A 19,206-nucleotide genomic window follows, 5' to 3' on the forward strand; every position below is an offset into this window, starting at 1 on the left:
CATATCCCCGAAACCGGAAGTTTCACGAGATTTTACATTTCAAATGACCAAACTTTCACCAATCAGGGCCAGAATGGTGCAATAAAAAGGAATAAATAGAGAAGCGGACTCCATCATGGCTCTACGGCACCAGGAAGTCGTTGAAACCCGGATCGACGTTGCCGACCTGGAAATCGGCATGCACGTGATCCGGCTGGACCGTCCGTGGGAAGATACCGACTTCCTGCTGCAGGGCTTTGTCATCCAGAACAAGTCCGAACTTCAGGCCCTTCAGGCCCAATGCCAGTTCGTGTTTATCGAAGGCCGCGTCGAGGCGGCCGCACCCGCAGCCCAATCGGAACAACCCGCCCGGAAACGCTTCAGCCTGTTCGGCAAGCGCAAGAAATACCCGGCCCAGCAGCCCCCCCCGGCGGCCTCGTCCCGGAGCAAACTGCCCCGCAAGCGCGTCAATTACATCAACAAGGTGAGCATGTCGGAGGAAATGGGTCCGGCGGTGATGCGTTTCGAGGAGGCCAGAGACACCGCGAAATCCCTGATGGCCGGGCTTCGCCTGGGGCGCACCCTGGATCTGAACAATGCCCGGAAAGTGGTCAACAGTTGCGTGGACAGCGTTCTGAGAAACGAGAATGCCCTGTTGCTGCTCACCAAGATCAAGAATCAGGACGAATACACCGCCGAGCATTGCATCAACGTGTCGATCCTCTCTGCCGCGTTTGGCAAGCACCTGGGACTGCTGGAAGGGGAAATCCGCAACCTGGCCCTGTGCGGGCTGCTGCACGATGTTGGCAAGACCCGGATTCCGGACCGGGTCCTGAACAAGCCCGGCGCCCTGACCCCGGACGAATTCAGCATCATGCGGGAACATACCAATCACGGCCGTACCATCCTCATGGGCACCAGCAATGCCTTGGCAACGGCAGTGGACGTAGCCTTCAGCCACCATGAACGGATGGACGGTTCCGGCTACCCGCGCGGGCTGCAGAGCCACCAGATTCCGCTGTTTGCGAAAATGGTCGGCCTGGTGGACACCTACGACGCCATCACCAGCAACCGGATCTACGACAAGGGCCGGGCCTCCATGCAGGCGCTGGAGATTATCCACACCCACCGGGGCACCCAGTTCGACGAGGAACTGGCCGAGGCCTTTATCCAGATGATCGGTGTCTACCCACCCGGTTCGATCGTGGAAATGCACAACGGCGAAGTGGGCATCGTGGTGGAAACCCGCCCCGGCCAGAAGCTCAAGCCCAAGGTCCTGCTGGTGCGGGAAGCAGACAAAACCCTGCTCGAACCCTACCGGCTGATCGACCTGATGACCTCACCCGATGATCACGCCGGCAACACCTATCGCATCAAGAAAGAAGTGCCGGATGGCAGCTTCGACATCGTCTTGCAGGACTTCGTGGATCAGGGGCTGATCACCAGCAAACCTTCACAACCAGCCCCGTAATCCGATTATCCCGGGCGCTTGGTAACCGCCATGGTCAGGCGTGAGATACAGGTGGTTTTGCCCTCTTCGTTCTCGATGCGGATTTCCCAGACCTGGGTGGCGCTTCCGATATGCAGGGCGGTGGCGGTTCCGTAAACCCAGCCCTTGCTGACCGGACGGATGTGGTTGGCGTTGATTTCCAGACCCACGGCAACGGTACCGGGATCCTTCAGGCAACAGTTGGCGGCCATGCTGCCCAGGGTTTCCGCCAGCACCACCGAGGCACCGCCATGCAGGATACCGAACGGCTGGACCGTTCGCTCATCCACCGGCATGCGGCCCTTCACGTAATTGTCACCGACTTCGAGGTATTCAATGCCCATGTGACCAACAGCCGTTTTCCGGCTGGCTTCCATCATTTGCTCAAGATTCGGGGTTCTGGTCCAGATTGCCATGGTGGTATGTTGCTCCTGAATTGAACTTTTCCAGCGAGGGTTTGTCTGGAAAGAGTCTATACGGGTAGCATGCTTACCACCATTCCTTTAAGGAAGATTTTTGTTCGACCGTCACACCAACGAGAGAGGGAACTGACTCATGAAGAAAGCTGGTATTTTTTCCGCCACTGTACTCGCGGCCGCACTGACCACACCGGTCATGGCGCAACTGGACGTGGAAGAGCAGATCGAGAAACGTCAGGCCGCATTCCAGTTTGCCGCCTGGAACATGGGCAAGATCAAGGCACAGGCCGTGGATGAGAGCGTTGCCTATGATGCCGACCAGATGCAGGCTGCCGCCAACGCAGTCGCTGCCGTCGCCAACTCCGGTCTGGGTGCGCTGTTCGGCCCCGGTACCGGCATGGATCAGAACGACAACACCAAGCTGAAGCCGGACTTTTTCGACGAGCCGGACAAGGCCCGGGAAGTGGCCATCAACTTCGCCCAGCAAGCCACCAAGCTGAAGGAAGTGGCCGCCACCGGTGACAAGGCTGCCCTGGCAAGCCAGTTCAGTGAAGTGGGCAAGGCCTGTAAGGCCTGCCACGACCGCTACCGGGCCGAGTAAGCCCTCAGGTCTTTACCACCCCAGATCCTGGGGTGGAGGTGGCGGCGGAGGCAGCAGCCCGCCCGTCGCCACCCAGATCACCCCGGCGGAGACCGCCACGGCAAACAGGAAGGCATTGATGCCGGCCATGCCGGTGTCTTCGCCCTGCCCCTCCGGCACCTCTTTTCGACCGGTAATCATTGGCTTGACCAGGTTGTCCTTGCGCACGTGGGTGTAATACAGCACCGCCAGGATATGCAGGGCAATCAGGCCGTACAGCACCCATTCCGCCAGTTTGTGCCAGCGGGTGAACAGTTCATTCCACTCCGAGGACACCGCGCGGTATAGGGGACCATTGAAGGCAATCTCGTCAGTGGCAAACAGACCGGTGACCGCCTGCAAGGCGAACAGGCCAATCAGCGCCAACACCGACAGGGCTCCGAGAGGATTGTGCCCCACGCCCTGCCACTCGCCTCTGAGATAACGACGAACCGCCGACGGCCCGCGGACAAAGCTGGCAAACTGGGCGTGCCGGCTGCCCACAAACCCCCACACGACCCGGAAGCTCAGAAGTGCCAGCACCATCAGGCCAAATCGCTCGTGCCACACCATCCAGGTCCCGCCCAGCTTCACCGTCGCAATGGCACCTGCCACCGCAACGACCAGCAACCAGTGGAACAACCGGATCGGCAGATCCCAGAGCTGTATGGTTTTCATGCGCTTACCTTTTCCCTGTCAGCAAAACGAAGTCTGGTGGACACCGGTAAGCTTGCTAAGTTCCCGGACGGGAGTCAATAAACCCGGACCAATTCCTGTTTCTCCCAGCCGAGCCGGCCGGTTTCCACAACCTGGCGGCGAATACCCGGCACCGGCCGGATCATGAACAGGTCGCCGTCGCGGCCCACCAGGGTCCGGGGCACACCGCAGGCCCGGGCAATATCCGCATTGGTCTCCATGTGTTCCATCTCACCATGGACCGGAATCGCCAGGTTGGGTTTCACCCATCGGTACATGGTTTCCAGTTCCTCCTGGGCCGGATGACCGGAGGCGTGGATGGGAACGCCGGCGTCTTCGGCGGTGATCACCCGGACGCCCAGCTCCTTCAGTCTCGAGATCAGCGCTGCAATGGCCTCCTCGTTACCCGGGATCGCCCGTGCGCTGAAGATCACGGTATCACCGGCCTCCAGCTCGAAGTCCGGATGGTTGCCCATCGCCAGCCGCCGAAGCGCGGTCCTGGGCTCGCCCTGGCTGCCGGTCGCCACCGCCAGCACCTCTTCCCGGGGCAGGTAACCTAGGTGGGACGGATTGATCAGTTCATCGGCCCGGTCCCAGATTCCCGCTGCCTTGGCGGCACCACTCATGTTGATCAGGGAGCGCCCCAGCAGCCCCATGTAACGGCCGGTCTCCCGGGCGATCCCCGCCAGGGTATGCAGCCGGGCAATGTTGCTGCCAAAGCAGGTCACCACAACACGGCCTTCGGCGCTGCGCACAGCGTCCAGAAGCCCCTTGTGCAGGGCCGCCTCGGACAGGGAATGCCCCTTCACCGTGGCGTTGGTGGAATCGCAGACCATGGCAGCCACCCCTTCCTCGGCAAGATCGGTGAAGGTCCTGGGCGAGTAGCCGTGGCCAACGAGGGGCTGGTCATCCAGCTTCCAGTCACCGCTGTGGAAGATGTTGCCTTGGGGTGTACGGATCATCAGGGCATTGGGATCAGGAATGGAATGGGTCAGCGCCAGCCATTGCACACTGAACGGACCGATCTGCTTTTCCTCACCGGTATTGACCTCGATGATGGGCACCCGGTGCAGCAGGTCGAATTCCGCCAGCTTCCGGCGCAGGATCTCGGCGGTGAACCGGCTGGTGTAGACCGGGCATTGCAGCATCGGCCACAGGTAAGGCACCGCTCCGACGTGATCCTCGTGGGCATGGGTGATCACCAGGCCTGCGAGCTGTTCGCGACGATCGGCGATAAAGGCCGGGTCGGCCATCTGTACCGGCGGCTCGCCACGGTGATGTACGGTGCCATCGGCGGCAATCCGGCCCGGTTTCGGGAAGGTGACACCGCAATCCACCATCAGCCACTGACCATCGTGACCGTAGAGGTTCAGGTTCATGCCGATTTCGCCGGTGCCGCCAAGGGGTAAAAACCAGAGGTCATTGTGGTCCGGGGTCATTGCGGGGAGTTTTCCAGGTATTTCAGCACCAGAGCCTCGTGAGTTCCGTTCATTTCAAGCAGTTTCAGGGCCGCACGAATGTCATCGGCATAGGCCAGGGCCGGGGAATCCTTGGCAACCGCGATCCACGAGCGCTCCCCCGGCACGAAGAACGGCGACACACGGGCCGCCAGATCCAGTTGCCTGACAGTGTACAGCCCCACCAGTTCCGGCGCGATCACCACATCGACCCGGCCCCTGGCCATCATCAGCATCAGGTTCTCATAGCGGGTTGCCGGCTCTTTCATCAGATTCTCGTCACTGTCGAATCGGTTGAAATAGCGCGCGCCCTCAAGCACCCCGATGCGTTTTCCGTAAAGGTCCGAATATCGCTCAATCCGGTGATTGTCATTGAGATAGAAAAACAGCCGGCGTTCCGGCGGGAAGGCCGGCGCCACGAATTCCAGCTGCGCGTCCCGCGCTTCGGTGCGTAACGGGCCAAGCATGATATCCACCTCGCCCTGGGTCACCATCCGGAGGACACGGCGGAAGGGGGCTTCCCGGTAATGCACCTGCCAACCGAGCAAATCCGCGATTTCCTCGAAGATTTCCACGTAGAGGCCACTGTTCACTTCGGCTTCGATAATGCGGTAGGGAGGTGCGTGATTCACTCCCACCGTCACCTCCAACGGCTCGACGGTTTCTGTGCCCTGTTGTGCCATGGCCGGCAACGCCACCAGCACCAACAGGAGAGTAATGATACGTCCCATCAACAGCGCCCTTTCCCCGAAGCCTCACTCGCCAGAGCTTGAGACCTATTGGTTTTAATCACCGTTCAGTATAGCCGTTCCAGATCTACCCCCCGTGAATTTACGTATGCACGGTTGAATCCGGACTGATCCGATGCCATTTCCTGAGGTATATCGGACAAAACGTGCCATTCATTCCGAAACGAGAGGTACCGACCTGTATGAAGATCCTGATGGTTCTGACATCACACGACCAAATGGGCGACACCGGCCACAAGACCGGTTTCTGGCTCGAAGAGTTCACCGCGCCCTACTACGTGTTCAGGGACGCCGGTGCCGACATCACCATCGCTTCTCCCAAGGGCGGCCAACCGCCGGTGGACCCGAACAGTGAGGCCGAAGGCGCACTGACCGAGACCACCGAGCGCTTCATGAAGGACGCCCACGCCAAGGAAATGCTCGCCAGCACCAAGAAGCTGAGCGACGTCGACATGAACGAGTACGACGCCATTTTCTACCCCGGCGGCCACGGCCCGCTGTGGGACCTGGCCAACGACGAGAAGTCTGTGGCCCTGATCAAGACGGCCTATGAGCAGGACAAGGTGATTGGCGCAGTCTGCCACGCCCCGGCCGTGTTCAAGAACGTGTTCATCAAGCCTGAGCAGAACCTTGTCGGCGGCCGGAAAGTCACCGGCTTCGCCAACACCGAGGAAGATGCGGTGCAGCTGACCAACATCGTTCCCTTCCTGGTGGAGGACATGCTCAAGGAAAACGCCGGGGAATACACCCGGGGTGATGACTGGGCACCGCACATCGTGGTCGACGGCAAGCTGATCACCGGGCAGAACCCGGCATCCTCCGAGGGGGCTGCCAAGGCGGTGATGCAGGCGTTGCAGGAAGGCTGATTGCCGGCGACGTTGGGGTCTGATGAAATGCTTCATCTGACCCCGACTTCAACCTCCGAAGCCCGACCCGAACCTGGGGTCAGATGAAAGCTTTCATCTGACCCCTTTTTAATGTCTCCGGCTCCTCCAATACACATCACCCAGCCTGTGCTATGTTTCTGTGAAACTTCCTGCAGACTGGCCTTTGTCATGAGCAACCCCAAGCACACTCTTTTCTGGATGACACTGTTCCTCGGCGTGGTTGTGGTCGTTGGTGTTCTTATCCACAAGCCGCTGATGACCGCCTTCATGGCCAACTGGGTCTTCAACCTGCTGATCGTCGGCGTTCTGATTGTCGGCATCGCCCTGACCTACCGACAGGTGTTTGTACTGTTCCCGGAGCTGCGCTGGATTGCCCAGTTCCGCACCGGGCATGCCGGCCTTTCCGTGGTGCAGGAACCCCGCCTGCTCAAACCACTGGCCCGGCAGCTGGGCGAAGATGCCAAACGGGATCGCTTCACCCTGTCCACCCTGTCCCTGCGCACGGTGCTGGACGGCATTCACTCGCGCATGGATGAGCAGCGGGAGATCACCCGCTATTTCATCAGCCTGCTGGTGTTCCTGGGCTTGCTGGGCACCTTCTGGGGTCTGCTGGGCACCATCAATGCGGTGGGCCAGGTGATCACCGGACTGGACATGAGCCAGGAGGATTTCGGCAAGGTATTCGCGGAACTGCAGGACGGCCTGCTCAAGCCGCTGGAAGGCATGGGCACGGCTTTCAGCTCTTCCCTGCTGGGACTCGGCGGTTCCCTGATCCTCGGTTTCCTCGATATCCAGGCCGGCCACGCCCAGAACCGGTTCTACGACGGTCTGGAAGAGTGGCTCACCGGCGTCACCAATCTGGTGGACCGGGTCGATGACGAGAAAGAGCTGTCATGATCGGATCCAAGCGCCGCAGCCGGAGCAGCACCAACATCTGGCCGGGCTATGTGGATGCCCTGTCCGCCCTGCTGATGCTGGTGATCTTCATGCTGCTGGTCTATGTGGTCAGTCAGCTCTACCTGTCCCAGACCCTGTCTGACCGTGATACCCAGCTCGCCCGCCTGAACGCCCAGCTGGATGAGCTGTCCGAGCTGCTGGGCCTGGAACGGAGCAGGACCGAGGCCCTGGAAGAGCAGATGATCACGCTGCAGGATGACTACAGCAGCAGCCTGGCCCGTAACGAAGAGCTGGTAGACCGGCTGGAGTCCACCCGCGAACAGCTGATGCAACAGACCGCCACCGCCGAAGCCCAGGCCGAGCGTCTGGCCAGCATGGAGGAGTCCATCGACGAGAAGGATGAGATGTCCGCCAGCCAGCAGGCCATGATCCTGCGCCTGTCCAACCAGATTGCATCCCTTCGGGAACAATTGCGGAAGATAGCCTCGGCGCTGGAGCTTCAGGAACAGATGACCGAGGAGAAAGAAGAGGAGCTGGCAAAGGTCAGCCAGCGCCTGAACGCCCTGCTCGCCGAGCGGGTGAGCGAGCTGCAGCAGTACCAGTCCGAGTTTTTTGCGCGGCTCCGCGACATCTTGGCCAGCAACGAGAACATCCGGATCGTGGGCGACCGTTTCCTGTTGCCTTCGGAACTGCTGTTTGCCTCAGGCTCGGCGGAACTGGGTGAAGACGGCAAGGGCGAACTCGACAAACTGGCGAACCTGCTCCTCGACGTTGCCGGCAAGATCCCCGAGGATGTCGACTGGATCCTGCGAATTGATGGCCACACCGACATCGTGCCCATCAATACACCGAAATTCCCGTCGAACTGGGAGCTGTCCACCGCCCGTGCGGTGGCGGTGGTACGCTACCTGGCCGCCCAGGGGGTACCCGAGCGGCGCATGGTCGCCGCCGGCTTTGGCGAGTTTTTCCCGGTGGCCGAAGGCACCAGCCCGGAAGCGCTGCAGAAGAACCGGCGGATTGAGTTGAAGCTGACGGACCGGTGAGTGTGAATTCTGGAAAAAGACGCCATCCATGGCCTAAGATCGCTGATTGTCCTATCAACTAATGCGGACACAACCGATGCAAAAATGGTAGAAAAGGAACCTGTTCATAACCGCTCAGGGATGCTTGCGCTGGATTGGCTTAGAGATCTTACCAACTACTTTCAATAACAAATCACTTCGAGGCTTTATACAGCAGGCCAGAACCCGTCTTTGAGCAAGAGCCTCTTCATCAATATGGGCCTTGCTCATCGGTCGAGCAGCATACTCTCCCTCAAGGACTTCAACCTGGCAGACTCCACATCCACCGCCCCTACAACCTACTTGAATACCTTTTTTCCCGGCCCCGATCATGCACTCCAGTACGTTCTGGTCCTGGCGGCAGGTGAAATCAAGCTCCAGTTCTTCAAGATGTACCCGATACTGCATATCGAGCCTCCTTCATATTTTTGTAATCAAAGGAGTGGAACAGTCGCCTTCGAAACACGCCTGTCCCTCACCATCACTTCAGGTCACGACCGTCAAAAAGCTTTCCCTTGGCACGTTATCCTGAGAGAACTGGGCCGGCCCCATCTGGGAGGTATCCCAGGTCAGAGTCGGGGTATCCGGGTAATGCACGTAACCGCCCGAGAATACTTCGTTGCGGTTACCGGAAGGATCGAAGTAATAGATTGTGTTGCCCCTGGTAACGCCGTGGCGATTGGGTCCTACGTCCACGGGAATCCGGTACTTGCCAATCAGATCTGCGGCGTGGATGACATCAGTCGCAGATTCCAGCAGAAATGAAACATGGTGGAATCGTCCTGGTTCTGGCTGGATAACGAACGCTACGTCATGGGGCTTGGTGGAACACGTAAGGAACAGTGCCAGCGATTCGCGACTTTCCTCATCCTCGATGCGTTCACTGAGGTCGAAATCAAAAACTTCCTTGAACAGGCGACCACATTCGTCGATATTCGGTCCACCCAGCAAACAGTGATCGAGGCGATTGATACGAAACCCACGAATCACACCTTCGTCTGGCATCACGCCCGGATTGCGGGTACCCAGGGTATTGCCGATCTGCTCTTTCTCGGCAAACAACTGCATTCTGTGCCCCGAAGGCAGGATAAACTCGAGCCTGCGGCCACTTTTGGGATAAACCCCGGCGTCAATGTGCGCCACCTCGAGTCCGAACGCTTCGACCTTCGGTTCCAAATCGGTCAGGGTTTGATCGTCGTAGACCTTGAACGCGACATAATCCAGCCCTGCCTCATCCGCTTCACGTAGCACCACCGAGTGGTGGTCGTGCTCATCCCACGCCTTGCAGTAGATCTTTCGTTCTTTTTCGTCACACATAACCTCGATGAGGCCCATGCGGTCCACGTAATGGGTGCGGGCCAGGTCCAGGTCGAGGACACGTATACCTATTTCTCCGAGTCGGAGAACTCCTCTAAGAGCCATGTTCCACCTCTTGTTCTTGTGATTGAGTGTCTTGATATCCGGTGAAAAAACAGAGCCTGAAGCCAGGCTCTTAACTTGCCACCGCTTTCAGCAAACCTCGCTCCTTCGCCATGGTCATGGCCGTATCATCAATCATGTCTTCCTGACCACCGATCATCTTCTTGCGGCCCAGCTCCACCAGAATGTCCCTTGCCGGAACACCGTAGCGCTCTGCCGCGCGTTTGGCCGGCAGCAGGAATGTTGAATAAACGCCGGCATAACCCAGTGCCAGAGATTCCCGGTCAATCCGGACAATGTGATCCATCATCGGTACGATGATTTCCTCGGCTACGTCGGTCAGTTTGAATACATCAACGCCAGTCTCGATGCCCATTCGCTCACACACCGCGGCAAACACCTCCAGCGGCGTATTGCCCGCACCAGCGCCCAGGCCGGCCACGGATCCATCGATTCGTGTAGCCCCGGCATCGATGGCCGCAATGGAGTTGGCGATACCCATGCCAAGGTTGTGATGACCATGGAATCCGATCTCGGTTTCGGGCTTGAGTACATCCCGAAGCGCCTGTACCCGGGCCTTGACGTCTGCCGGCAGCATGTAGCCGGCGGAGTCCGTGATATAGACGGTGTGGGCCCCGTAGGACTCCATCAGTTTGCCCTGCTCCGCGAGCCCTTTCGGGTCGTTGAGGTGGGCCATCATCAGAAAGCCTGTGGAATCCATACCCAGTTCCCTGGCACAGGCAATGTGCTGGGGCGAGGTATCAGCCTCTGTGCAGTGAGTTGCAACATGCACGCTTCGGGCACCGGCCTCATACGCCGAGCGCAGTTCGTCCATTGTGCCCAGGCCCGGGATCAGCAATACCGAGACCTTGGCCTGCTTCATCCTGGAAGATACTGCATGGATATATTCTTCGTTGCTGGCTAGCGCAAATCCGTGCTGAAGGGAGTTCCCGCCCAAGCCCGCTCCATGGGTGACCTGCAGGTACGGCACACCTGCGTCATCCATCGCGGTTGCCACCTTGATCATTTGCTCAACGGAAATCTGCTCACGCTTGGCATGCATTCCGTCACGCAGGCACATGTCGTGCAGAATTACTTTCCGGCCTTTCAGATCGCCGGTGATCATTGAATCGGTCATTACGCTACCTCCACGGGCCGGGGCTTGAACGTACCCTCGATAATTTCCTGGGCGAACATCTCCGCAGTGCGGGTTGCCGCGGCAGTCATGATGTCCAGATTGCCTGCGTATTTCGGCAGGTAATCACCCAGCCCCTCAACTTCCATAAACACTGTAACCCGCTTGTCATCGAACACCGGTCCGTTGACCAGGCGATAACCAGGAACGTACTTCTGTACTTCTTTGATCATGGCCAGTACAGATTTGGTGATGGCCTGCTCATCTGGCGTCTCATCGGTGAGACAAGAAACAGTGTTACGCATGATCATGGGAGGCTCGGCAGGATTGATCACCGCCAGAGCCTTGCCCCGTCGGGCGCCACCCACCTTGGTCAGTGCGTTGGAGGTGGTGTAGGTAAACTCGTCCAGATTTGCCCGGGTTCCCGGACCGATTGAATGCGAAGCCAGAGTGGCCACGATCTCCGCATAATCCACTGGTTGCACCTGAGCCACAGCATTGACGATGGGAATGGTTGCCTGCCCGGCGCAGGAGATCATATTCACATTCATTTCGTATTTGTCGGTATGCTCTTTGAGATTAACCGGAGGCACACACAAAGGACCGATGGCAGCCGGGGTCAAGTCAATCATCAGCACACCCAGTGCATTCAATTTACGACTGTTTTCTGCGTGAACGTAGGCGCTGGTTGCGTCGAAGGCGATCTGGATGCCATCTTTTTCCACATGGGGGAGCAGACCATCAACGCCTTCCGCGGTCGTTTTCAGTCCCATTTCCTGAGCCCGCTTCAACCCTTCCGACTCTGGATCGATACCCACCATCCAGACCGGCTCCAGGTACTCACTGCGCTGGATCTTGTAGATCAGGTCAGTGCCAATATTTCCTGAACCGATCAAGGCACATTTAATCTTCTGCATTGTTCAATCCTCTGCCTTTTTCAATTCAGCACCAGCAATTGACTGAGCCTTGAGCGCGGGCGCAACCCCCGCTACGTAAAACTCCGCTCCCCGGTGTTCGGTTATCAGAATCCGGACAGACTCTGCACGTACCCCCAGGCTGGTGGTGATTGCTTCGGTAATTGCTTTGGCCGCTCCGGATTTCTGCTCGGTGGTACGACCTTCCATAAGATGCATTTCGATAATGGGCATGTTCTGCTCCCTTTCTTGTTATTCACCAAACCGGATGGATACGCTGCCGAGATCCTGATATCTGGCAATAACGTGGTCCCCGGGTTGGACGGCAACTGCCTCAGTGATACCGCCACTCATGACAAAACTCCCGGCAGGTAGTCTCTCGCCAAGGTCATGCAGAATGTTGACCAGCATGGCGACAGCCTCAGCGGGATTACCAAGTACGGCGGCTGACGCGCCCATACCGACAACCTCACCGTTTTTCTCCATCACCACCCCGAGCGTCCGCAGATCGATGTCTTTCGGGCGCCGCGCCCTGCCACCACCGACATAACGTGCCGATGAGCCGTTGTCGGCAATCACACTTTCAAGGTCGAATTTGAAACCGGAAAAACGGGAATCGATAATCTCGATGGCTGGCAAGACATAGTCAGTTGCGTCAATAACGTCTCCGGCAGTCACACCCGGACCAGCCAGATCCTTGTTGGTCACGAAGGCGACTTCACACTCAACTCTCGGATGCACCAGATCAGAGGTTGAGATCACCGAGTTTTCCGGTCTGGCCATCTTGTCGGTGAGGAAACCGATCGACGGTACGTTCACGCCCATCTGTTCCATCTTGGCTTTTGACGTCAGGCCAGCCTTCCAGCCAACCAGGGTATGCCCTTGCTCGATAAATCGACGGCGCAATTCCGACTGCACGGCATAGCCGTCCTCAATGGTCATGCCCGGGTATTCGTTGGTCAGTTTGGGAATGGCGTAGGCTCTGGTTTGCGCACCCTCAACCCGCTCGCACAGACGGACGATATCCTCACGATTCAAGGTAATGCTCATACAGCGCTCCTCCCGGCAAATCGAACGGAGCAGCTACCAATGCCGCCAACCGTGCATACCAATTCATCACCATCGACAACGGGCACCAGATTGGACTGGGAACCTGACAGGATCACTTCACCGGCCTTGAATGGGATGCCCAACTCACCCAGAGTATTCGCAAGCCATGCAACCGCGTTGGCAGGGGAGCCCTGGACTGCGGCCCCTACTCCGGTGGAGAACAGCTCACTGTTCTTTTCCAACACCATGCCTGCCATCGTGATATCGACATCTCGAGGATCCGCCTTGCAGGATCCGATCACGTAAACCCCGCAGGAAGCATTATCTGCGACCGTGTCCTGAATGAGGATCTTCCAGTCCCGGATCCGCGAATCGACAATCTCGAAACAGGGCGCTACGTAATCGGTGGCACGGATCACATCCATGGCGGTCACACCGGGTCCCTGCAGGTCTTCCTTGAGCACAAACGCCAACTCGGCCTCGGCTTTCGGCTGGATCAGGCCGCCCAGATCAATCACATCCCCTTCCTGGTACACCATATTGGAAGTCAACTGCCCGAAATCCGGCTGGAACACACCCAGAAAATCCTGAACCGGCTTACTGGTCACACCTATTTTCTTGCCGACAATGGCTTCACCGGCATCCACTCGACGCTGAATGAACCGCAGTTGAATCTTGTAGGCATCTTCCAGAGTGATGTCCGGATCCCTTTCGGTGAAAGGCGCAATGGTTTTCCGGTCAAGAAATGCCTGATAGAGCTCATCACCGTATTGATCAATCTTTTCCTGATTCATACTCGCCTCACATCTTGATGCAGACATTGCGCATCTCGGTGTAGAACTCCAGGGAGTGAACTCCTCCCTCCCGGCCGATTCCTGATTGCTTCGAGCCACCAAATGCTGTGCGCAGATCGCGCAGGAACCAGCTATTAACCCATGTAATGCCTACATCCACCTTCGCGGCAACACGGTGGGCACGAGTAAGGTTTTCGGTCCAGATTGTGGTGGAAAGGCCATAATCAGAGGCGTTGGCCAGCTCGACCACTTCCTCTTCGGAATCAAACGGACGAATGTGGCAGCAGGGGCCGAAGATTTCTTCCTGAATCACGGCAGAGGATTCCGGTAGATCTGTCCAGATGGTGGGCTGCACCCAAGAGCCTTCCGCCAGCTCCCCTGGCATATCCGGAACACCACCGCCGGTGACGATGGTAGCGCCGTCCGCTTTGGCCTTGACATAGTAGGACAGCACCTTGTCACGATGCTCATGGCTGATCAGCGGGCCGTAGTTCACACCGTTATCGGTCGGCCGCCCCAATGTCACGCCTTCGACTTTGTCTTTCAGAGCGGCAACAAAGCGCTCGAAGATTGGCCGTTCAACATAAACACGCTCGGTCCCCAGGCAGACCTGGCCGGTATTCAGAAACGCGGAACGGAAAATACCGTCGATGGCCTTATCGAAGTCACAATCAGCAAAGACGATACCCGCGTTTTTGCCGCCCATTTCAAAGGAAACATCCCGTATGCCATCGGATGCAGCCTTCATGATGGTCGAACCGGTACGGGTCTCACCGGTGAAGGTAATGGCATCCACATCTTTATGACGGGTCAGAAACTCACCTGCCGAGTCCGGTCCAAACCCGTTGATAACGTTGTAAACGCCCTTTGGAACCCCGACCTTATTCATGACTTCACCGAGCAGCGTGGCAGTGAGCGGCGTCTCTTCCGACGGTTTGACCACCACGGTGTTGCCACAGGCCAGCGCCGGCCCCACTTTCCAGGTCATCAGCAAGAAAGGCGCATTCCATGGTGCAACCACGCCAATCACACCCTTAGGTACGCGCATCCCGTAGTTGAGTGCGCCACGGCCATCGGGGGTATCCATGTGGAAGGTTTCAGTGGGAACGTTTTTGATGATGTCCGCAAATACTTTGAAGTTGGCTGCGCCACGGGGAATGAACGCATGGGTCATTACGTGGTGCGGTTGTCCTGTATCGGCCATTTCGGCCGCGACGAAGTCATCGAATCTCCGAGTTATCTCGTCCGCAACTCCGTACAACAGGTCAACACGATCATTGGTGCCAAGCTGCCCCCATTCACCCGTCAGAGCGTTTTTTGCAGCCGTTACGGCCTGATCGACTTCTCCCTGTCCGGCCTCGGCAATGCTTGCAATCACCTGGTTATCCACCGGGGAGCGTTTGTCAAAGCGCTGCCCCGAGCTGGAAGCGACAAACTCGCCATTAATGAAGTTGTTTATCTGGCGCATAGTATTTCCTGCTCAATCCTGTGTCAGATGCCCCGTCTCAAGAGCCTTTGGTATCCGGTTGTACCACCCTATTTCGAGTCTAGGATTGTAAATACATACCGTCTAATACCATTTTATAAGCCAATCATTACCTTTTTGGTATTGAAATGAAGGCTCGCGACCCAAACCGGGTCGCGACTCCAGGTATCAGCTGACAACAGTCAGGAAGGTCTCATGCAGTTTCCGCTGAGGGTAGTCCAGACCCTGACCAAAATTATCAAAGGTCCAGGTCAGAGGCTCATAGTCCGGGTATGGCTGGTAACCGCCCATAAAGGTCTCGAAACGGTTACCGGATGGATCCCATGCGTAGATGGTGCAGCCACGCGTCACACCGTGACGTGTCGGACCGATGTCCACAGGCACCTGATGCATCGACATGATGTCACCGGCACGCAATACCCGCTCCCAACTTTCCATCAGGAAGGAGCAATGATGCAGTTTGCCCGGCTCCGGGTACTCCGCAAAGGCAATGTCATGCACTTTGTGGGAACAAGACAGCCATATTGCCGCCTCGCTTTCACCATCTTCTCCAAGAACTCGCTCAACCAGATAGAAGCCCAGTACATCCTCAAAGATCTTTTTGACCTCAGCAATGTTTGGGCCGTACAGCAGTGTGTGGTCCAAACGGACAGGGGCTATGCCGCGCTCGGAGTCAGCACACCAGGGTCCGGGATTAACCGCCGGAATTCCATTTCCGACAGCAGTCTTGGTCGCATAAAGCTCAATCTCATGACCAGACGGAAGAGTGAAACGGACCCTTTCACCAGTCTCTAGTAGGTCGCCGGCCGGAAGACGACGGGTTTCAATGCCGTAAGCATTCAGGTCTTTCTCCAGCTGATCGAGAGTAGCTTCATCAAGCACCTTGAAGCCGAAGAAATCGATGCCCGCCTGATCCGACTCTCGAAGAATGTAGCTGTTGTGGTCGCGTTCATCCCAGCATTTGAAATAAACACGGCCCTGATCATCCCTGCCGGTTTCAACCAGTCCGAGCACATCCCTGTAAAAAGTCACTGCTTTGTCGAGCTCAAGTACTCGAACCTGAGCGTGTCCTGGGCGTAAAACTCCAGTCATTGCCATTTTGAATACCTCACTGCGTGTTATCGTTATTTTCAGATAGATTTGAACAGCGGGCTTCTCACCTGCTGGGCGTCCGCTGCGGAGATAAATTTCTCCGTGTAGATGTCACGCTCGAAAAGCCGGCCCTGCATCAGGGTGGAGATGCAGGAATCGATCATTCTGGGCGGACCGCATAGATAAGCCTTGTTACCACTGAATTCATTACCGAAATGCTCTTTGGCCGCATCGTGAACGTACCCACGAAAGCCTTGCCATGATGAATCTTCCGGTTCATCGGACAACGCCGGTACGTAGGTGAAGTTCTCGTACTGCTTTTCGAGTTCCAGAAACTCGTCGTGGTAATAGAGTTCTTCCTGGTTACGCTGGCCGTAGACAAGAGTGATGGGAAGGTCAAAGCCCTCCTCAAGAAGGTCCAGAATCATGGATCTCGGACTGGAAAGACCGGAACCACCCGCCATGAAGATGACCGGAACGTGTGCGGATTTTTTCACGAAGAACCGACCGTACGGCCCGCTCACGGTCAGCTCGTCACCCACTGCCAGCTGTTCATGGAGATAAGTTGTGCCTTGCCCGCCTTGAACGATCCGTACGTTAAGCTCGATTTCACCGGAGTTGGACGGCGCATTGGCAATTGAAAAAGCCCGATGGCCGATGTCTTCCGGCAACGCAAGATTGATATACTGGCCTGCCTGGAACTCCATCCCCTCGCCTGATTTCGGGCGCAACCAGATACCTTTGATGGTCGGCGTCAGATCCTCTATCCGTGTGACGACACATTGGTAATCCTCCACCGGCAGATTGCGGGCGTCTGGATCCTCCTCAATCTCGGCCTCAATCACCAGATCGCTTTCAGCGGTTGCACAACAGGCCAGGCACTTCTGTTCTTCTCGCTCGAAATCCATCAGTGCGAAGTCAGAAACCTCGCCGTGCTCCACCTCACCGTCGACGACCTGGACTTTACATGTTGCACAGAGGCCATGGCAGCATGCGTGGGGCAGGTAGATTCCCGCTCGCAAAGCAGCATCCAGTATGGTCTGACCGTCTTCAATCTCAACGGTCTGCCCTAATGGCTCAATCGTCAGTTCATAACTCATCACACTCTCCCGCTGTTCAACCGCAAATGCTATTCAGGGAAGGCGTTTTGAAACGCAGCAGCATCTTGTGGCCAATCCCATTAGCCGCAAGGGTTTCATCCCAATTCGGCGTCCAGGGCTGATTTCCCTTGAGCCAGGTGACCGAGTCCCAGTCGATTTTTTCAGCATCGGGATCGGCACCGATCAAAGGGATGACATTGTTCTGCACCATGTCGCGGAAAACGGTCTCCGGAGAGACAAATAGCAGGAAAGCCGAAGCAAACAGCAGGTGGTTGTCCCAGCCCACATAAACCAGTTGGTTGCCGTTAAAGTTCTCAACGCGGTCTCTGGGAACACCGATATATTCTTTTCTGGAAACAACAGACATAAGATATCTCCTTGTTTTTGTTATCAGGCTGCCCGATATCCGGAACCCCGGACTCGGGCAGCCCTCAATGTCAGTTAGATGTGGTCATCTCGCGCCACTTCTGGAAGCTGACCTGGTCGTGCGATCCCTTGAAATCGCCGTTATCGGATCCGTTTTCCAGGCAAGCCCATTCCATCCACGCCTCCAGATCACCATTGAGAGGTGCCTGGAACAGCGCCGGCATAGGCAGCCAGGCCTGAATGAACTTTTCGGGTTCCTCTTTGAAGATGTCACAGCAGTGGTCGGAGCAGAACTGGTAGGTTTCGCCTTTATATTCAGTCTCCCGGTGGCACAGACTTGAAGGATCGCCCGGCTCGCTGAAGACAGTCGGTAACTGGCAGGTCTGACAGAGTTTTGCCAGACCGAAATTGTTGAACGGGGTACCCGCCTCATCCATCTTTTTGATGTGTTCCCAGCGGGGACGGTAGTACTTGTCAAAAGTGTCCGGGTACTTCTTCGACAGCCAGTCCATGTCCTCATCACTGGGAATCCAGCTATGGAATGCAGTACCAAAGTTCCACTGGTATAAAGCCAGCATGAACTGGTGGGACATGTGATCTACGGCTTCACCGGCGTCTTTCCACCCTTTCGGCGGACGGATACCGTAGCGGGCCAGATCGTTGAACAGCGCACCACCATTCTCCTCCCCGTAGATATCCCAGGCTTCGCGCCATGACATTACGCGTTTCGGCAGCATGTAATCCATCATGGTGCTGACCAGGCCAAGCACCCGGAAGCCGCGCCAGAACCACTTATCGATCCACTTTTGCACGATCTCCACGTTGGCCGGATCCTGCTCGAGCATGAACTTGATGCATTCCAGTCCGAGGGTCATGTGACGCGCCTCGTCGGACTGAGCAGAGAAGCCAAAGGTTACGGTCGACATGTCGCCGTTATAGGCCGCACCAGACATGAACGGTACAAACAGCAGGTTGGTGAGCACGTACTCGAACGAGAAGCCGATGGCGATCATGAACTCGAACGGCCCGGCCGACATCGCGTCATCAAAGAAGGACCGCGCTACCGAGGTGTACCAGATGCGATCGCGCTGGTCGGCAAACGCGTGGAAGCCGCTGTAGAACTTGTTGTAGTTCGACATGGCGTGGATCTGTGTCTGGGCATGACGGATTTCGTCAATGGCCTGCATCTGGCAGGCAACCTGGGGGCCGACACCGGGGAATTCCCGCCCAGCACGCGCGAAACCTTTGTGGGCAGCATACTCACCCGGGCTGATTGCCTGCAGGAAAATCTTCAGCGCAGAGAGATAGCGGGCGTCGGTAATCTTGAGGTGGCCGTTGTTCTGGGCAAACGCATCGATGATGGCGTAGAACTTGCGCTCTTTCTCAGCCTGGTATTTCCAGTAGGCATCCATGGTCAACCGGAACGGGTCTTCCCACTTCTCCCAGTCGTGGACCTTGATGCCTTCATAGGTTGCGTACGGGAACAGATCCTCTTTCTTCTGGTAGGACGGCTCCCAGGCAAGGTCCCGGGTCAGATAGCTGTACTTCTCTTTGAGGCTGAGTTTTTTCTTGTTTACTGGGGTATCCATAATTCTAT

Annotated in this window: 20 protein-coding genes and 1 pseudogene; 5 read left to right on the plus strand and 16 right to left on the minus strand. The window is 57.0% G+C overall.

The annotated features are described in order from the left end of the window. Window positions 1–115 precede the first annotated feature (115 nt). Window positions 116–1,450: a cyclic di-GMP phosphodiesterase gene (locus BM254_RS01415; RefSeq protein ID WP_091997809.1), complete on the plus strand. Its 1,335-nt coding sequence runs from the start codon at window positions 116–118 to the stop codon at window positions 1,448–1,450. A 5-nt stretch (window positions 1,451–1,455) separates the two neighbouring features. On the opposite strand, the gene BM254_RS01420 is transcribed toward BM254_RS01415, so the two are convergent. Beyond that, a complete protein-coding gene (locus BM254_RS01420) occupies window positions 1,456–1,884 on the minus strand; it encodes a hotdog fold thioesterase (RefSeq protein WP_091997812.1) in 429 nt (142 codons plus the stop codon). Between the two features lie 139 nt (window positions 1,885–2,023). Between BM254_RS01420 and BM254_RS01425 the strand changes: the two genes are divergently transcribed. After that, on the plus strand, window positions 2,024–2,488 hold the full coding sequence (locus BM254_RS01425) for a c-type cytochrome (protein WP_091997815.1): 465 nt from the start codon (window positions 2,024–2,026) through the stop codon (window positions 2,486–2,488). 12 nt (window positions 2,489–2,500) lie between these two features. On the opposite strand, the gene BM254_RS01430 is transcribed toward BM254_RS01425, so the two are convergent. From BM254_RS01430 to BM254_RS01440, 3 genes are all read right to left on the minus strand, one after another. Then, window positions 2,501–3,184, minus strand: coding sequence for a cytochrome b/b6 domain-containing protein (locus BM254_RS01430; protein WP_091997817.1), 684 nt, complete (start codon window positions 3,182–3,184; stop codon window positions 2,501–2,503). A 74-nt stretch (window positions 3,185–3,258) separates the two neighbouring features. Then, complete coding sequence (locus BM254_RS01435) at window positions 3,259–4,641, minus strand: ribonuclease J (RefSeq protein WP_091997820.1); 1,383 nt, start codon at window positions 4,639–4,641, stop codon at window positions 3,259–3,261. Beyond that, the gene (locus BM254_RS01440) at window positions 4,638–5,390 is read right to left on the minus strand and encodes a substrate-binding periplasmic protein (RefSeq protein WP_091997823.1); all 753 of its coding nucleotides are present in this window, start codon (window positions 5,388–5,390) and stop codon (window positions 4,638–4,640) included. Before BM254_RS01440 ends, BM254_RS01435 begins: the two co-directional genes overlap by 4 nt. Before the next feature lie 200 nt (window positions 5,391–5,590). Here BM254_RS01440 and BM254_RS01445 point away from each other — a divergent pair, with 200 nt between their 5' ends. The 3 genes from BM254_RS01445 (at window position 5,591) to BM254_RS01455 (ending at window position 8,235) form a co-directional block, all read left to right on the plus strand. Beyond that, window positions 5,591–6,274, plus strand: coding sequence for a type 1 glutamine amidotransferase domain-containing protein (locus BM254_RS01445; RefSeq protein ID WP_091997826.1), 684 nt, complete (start codon window positions 5,591–5,593; stop codon window positions 6,272–6,274). Window positions 6,275–6,463: 189 nt separating this feature from the next. Next, window positions 6,464–7,192 carry a flagellar motor protein MotA gene (locus BM254_RS01450; RefSeq protein ID WP_091997828.1) on the plus strand — a complete coding sequence of 243 codons (729 nt, stop codon included), beginning with the start codon at window positions 6,464–6,466 and terminating at the stop codon, window positions 7,190–7,192. Continuing rightward, window positions 7,189–8,235: a peptidoglycan -binding protein gene (locus BM254_RS01455; RefSeq protein WP_091997830.1), complete on the plus strand. Its 1,047-nt coding sequence runs from the start codon at window positions 7,189–7,191 to the stop codon at window positions 8,233–8,235. Before BM254_RS01450 ends, BM254_RS01455 begins: the two co-directional genes overlap by 4 nt. 114 nt (window positions 8,236–8,349) lie before the next feature. Here the strand turns inward: BM254_RS01455 and BM254_RS01460 are convergent, their stop codons facing one another. The 12 genes and pseudogenes from BM254_RS01460 to BM254_RS01515 form a co-directional block, all read right to left on the minus strand. Then, on the minus strand, window positions 8,350–8,661 hold the full coding sequence (locus tag BM254_RS01460) for a 2Fe-2S iron-sulfur cluster-binding protein (protein ID WP_091997833.1): 312 nt from the start codon (window positions 8,659–8,661) through the stop codon (window positions 8,350–8,352). Window positions 8,662–8,739: 78 nt separating this feature from the next. Beyond that, a complete protein-coding gene (locus BM254_RS01465) occupies window positions 8,740–9,675 on the minus strand; it encodes a catechol 2,3-dioxygenase (RefSeq protein ID WP_091997835.1) in 936 nt (311 codons plus the stop codon). A gap of 70 nt (window positions 9,676–9,745) precedes the next feature. Then, window positions 9,746–10,810 (minus strand): 4-hydroxy-2-oxovalerate aldolase, encoded by a 1,065-nt coding sequence (gene dmpG, locus BM254_RS01470; protein WP_245777332.1) that lies wholly within the window; start codon window positions 10,808–10,810, stop codon window positions 9,746–9,748. Beyond that, complete coding sequence (locus BM254_RS01475) at window positions 10,810–11,724, minus strand: acetaldehyde dehydrogenase (acetylating) (protein ID WP_091997838.1); 915 nt, start codon at window positions 11,722–11,724, stop codon at window positions 10,810–10,812. The genes dmpG and BM254_RS01475 overlap by 1 nt, the downstream gene beginning before the upstream one ends. 3 nt (window positions 11,725–11,727) lie before the next feature. Next, window positions 11,728–11,958, minus strand: a pseudogene (locus tag BM254_RS01480) (tautomerase family protein); the annotation flags it as partial. 15 nt (window positions 11,959–11,973) lie between these two features. Beyond that, window positions 11,974–12,771 carry a 2-oxo-3-hexenedioate decarboxylase gene (gene dmpH, locus BM254_RS01485; protein ID WP_091997842.1) on the minus strand — a complete coding sequence of 266 codons (798 nt, stop codon included), beginning with the start codon at window positions 12,769–12,771 and terminating at the stop codon, window positions 11,974–11,976. Further along, window positions 12,768–13,565, minus strand: a complete 798-nt coding sequence (gene dmpE / locus BM254_RS01490; RefSeq protein WP_091997845.1) for a 2-oxopent-4-enoate hydratase — start codon at window positions 13,563–13,565, stop codon at window positions 12,768–12,770. Before dmpE ends, dmpH begins: the two co-directional genes overlap by 4 nt. A 7-nt stretch (window positions 13,566–13,572) precedes the next feature. Continuing rightward, entirely contained in the window at window positions 13,573–15,033 is a 1,461-nt protein-coding gene (locus tag BM254_RS01495) for a 2-hydroxymuconic semialdehyde dehydrogenase (protein WP_091997847.1), read from the minus strand. A gap of 186 nt (window positions 15,034–15,219) precedes the next feature. Then, window positions 15,220–16,149: a catechol 2,3-dioxygenase gene (locus BM254_RS01500; RefSeq protein WP_091997850.1), complete on the minus strand. Its 930-nt coding sequence runs from the start codon at window positions 16,147–16,149 to the stop codon at window positions 15,220–15,222. A gap of 32 nt (window positions 16,150–16,181) precedes the next feature. After that, the gene (locus BM254_RS01505; protein ID WP_091997852.1) at window positions 16,182–17,243 is read right to left on the minus strand and encodes an NADH:ubiquinone reductase (Na(+)-transporting) subunit F; all 1,062 of its coding nucleotides are present in this window, start codon (window positions 17,241–17,243) and stop codon (window positions 16,182–16,184) included. 16 nt (window positions 17,244–17,259) lie between these two features. Beyond that, complete coding sequence (locus BM254_RS01510) at window positions 17,260–17,610, minus strand: phenol hydroxylase subunit P4 (RefSeq protein WP_091997854.1); 351 nt, start codon at window positions 17,608–17,610, stop codon at window positions 17,260–17,262. Between the two features lie 70 nt (window positions 17,611–17,680). Beyond that, window positions 17,681–19,198: a YHS domain-containing protein gene (locus BM254_RS01515; protein ID WP_091997856.1), complete on the minus strand. Its 1,518-nt coding sequence runs from the start codon at window positions 19,196–19,198 to the stop codon at window positions 17,681–17,683. Between the last annotated feature and the right edge of the window lie 8 nt (window positions 19,199–19,206).

The organism is Marinobacter pelagius (genome assembly GCF_900114925.1).
In the GTDB taxonomy this organism is placed as follows: domain Bacteria; phylum Pseudomonadota; class Gammaproteobacteria; order Pseudomonadales; family Oleiphilaceae; genus Marinobacter; species Marinobacter pelagius.

Bases quoted from the DNA above. Each gene is read 5' to 3' on its own strand.
- BM254_RS01505 (WP_091997852.1), bottom strand. From the start codon at position 17,243: ATGAGTTATGAACTGACGATTGAGCCATTAGGGCAGACCGTTGAGATT.
- BM254_RS01460 (WP_091997833.1), bottom strand. From the start codon at position 8,661: ATGCAGTATCGGGTACATCTTGAAGAACTGGAGCTTGATTTCACCTGC.
- BM254_RS01510 (WP_091997854.1), bottom strand. From the start codon at position 17,610: ATGTCTGTTGTTTCCAGAAAAGAATATATCGGTGTTCCCAGAGACCGC.
- dmpG (WP_245777332.1), bottom strand. From the start codon at position 10,810: ATGACCGATTCAATGATCACCGGCGATCTGAAAGGCCGGAAAGTAATT.
- dmpH (WP_091997842.1), bottom strand. From the start codon at position 12,771: ATGAGCATTACCTTGAATCGTGAGGATATCGTCCGTCTGTGCGAGCGG.
- BM254_RS01465 (WP_091997835.1), bottom strand. From the start codon at position 9,675: ATGGCTCTTAGAGGAGTTCTCCGACTCGGAGAAATAGGTATACGTGTC.
- BM254_RS01420 (WP_091997812.1), bottom strand. From the start codon at position 1,884: ATGGCAATCTGGACCAGAACCCCGAATCTTGAGCAAATGATGGAAGCC.
- BM254_RS01435 (WP_091997820.1), bottom strand. From the start codon at position 4,641: ATGACCCCGGACCACAATGACCTCTGGTTTTTACCCCTTGGCGGCACC.
- BM254_RS01455 (WP_091997830.1), top strand. From the start codon at position 7,189: ATGATCGGATCCAAGCGCCGCAGCCGGAGCAGCACCAACATCTGGCCG.
- BM254_RS01415 (WP_091997809.1), top strand. From the start codon at position 116: ATGGCTCTACGGCACCAGGAAGTCGTTGAAACCCGGATCGACGTTGCC.
- dmpE (WP_091997845.1), bottom strand. From the start codon at position 13,565: ATGAATCAGGAAAAGATTGATCAATACGGTGATGAGCTCTATCAGGCA.
- BM254_RS01450 (WP_091997828.1), top strand. From the start codon at position 6,464: ATGAGCAACCCCAAGCACACTCTTTTCTGGATGACACTGTTCCTCGGC.
- BM254_RS01475 (WP_091997838.1), bottom strand. From the start codon at position 11,724: ATGCAGAAGATTAAATGTGCCTTGATCGGTTCAGGAAATATTGGCACT.
- BM254_RS01495 (WP_091997847.1), bottom strand. From the start codon at position 15,033: ATGCGCCAGATAAACAACTTCATTAATGGCGAGTTTGTCGCTTCCAGC.
- BM254_RS01425 (WP_091997815.1), top strand. From the start codon at position 2,024: ATGAAGAAAGCTGGTATTTTTTCCGCCACTGTACTCGCGGCCGCACTG.
- BM254_RS01445 (WP_091997826.1), top strand. From the start codon at position 5,591: ATGAAGATCCTGATGGTTCTGACATCACACGACCAAATGGGCGACACC.
- BM254_RS01440 (WP_091997823.1), bottom strand. From the start codon at position 5,390: ATGGGACGTATCATTACTCTCCTGTTGGTGCTGGTGGCGTTGCCGGCC.
- BM254_RS01430 (WP_091997817.1), bottom strand. From the start codon at position 3,184: ATGAAAACCATACAGCTCTGGGATCTGCCGATCCGGTTGTTCCACTGG.
- BM254_RS01515 (WP_091997856.1), bottom strand. From the start codon at position 19,198: ATGGATACCCCAGTAAACAAGAAAAAACTCAGCCTCAAAGAGAAGTAC.
- BM254_RS01500 (WP_091997850.1), bottom strand. From the start codon at position 16,149: ATGGCAATGACTGGAGTTTTACGCCCAGGACACGCTCAGGTTCGAGTA.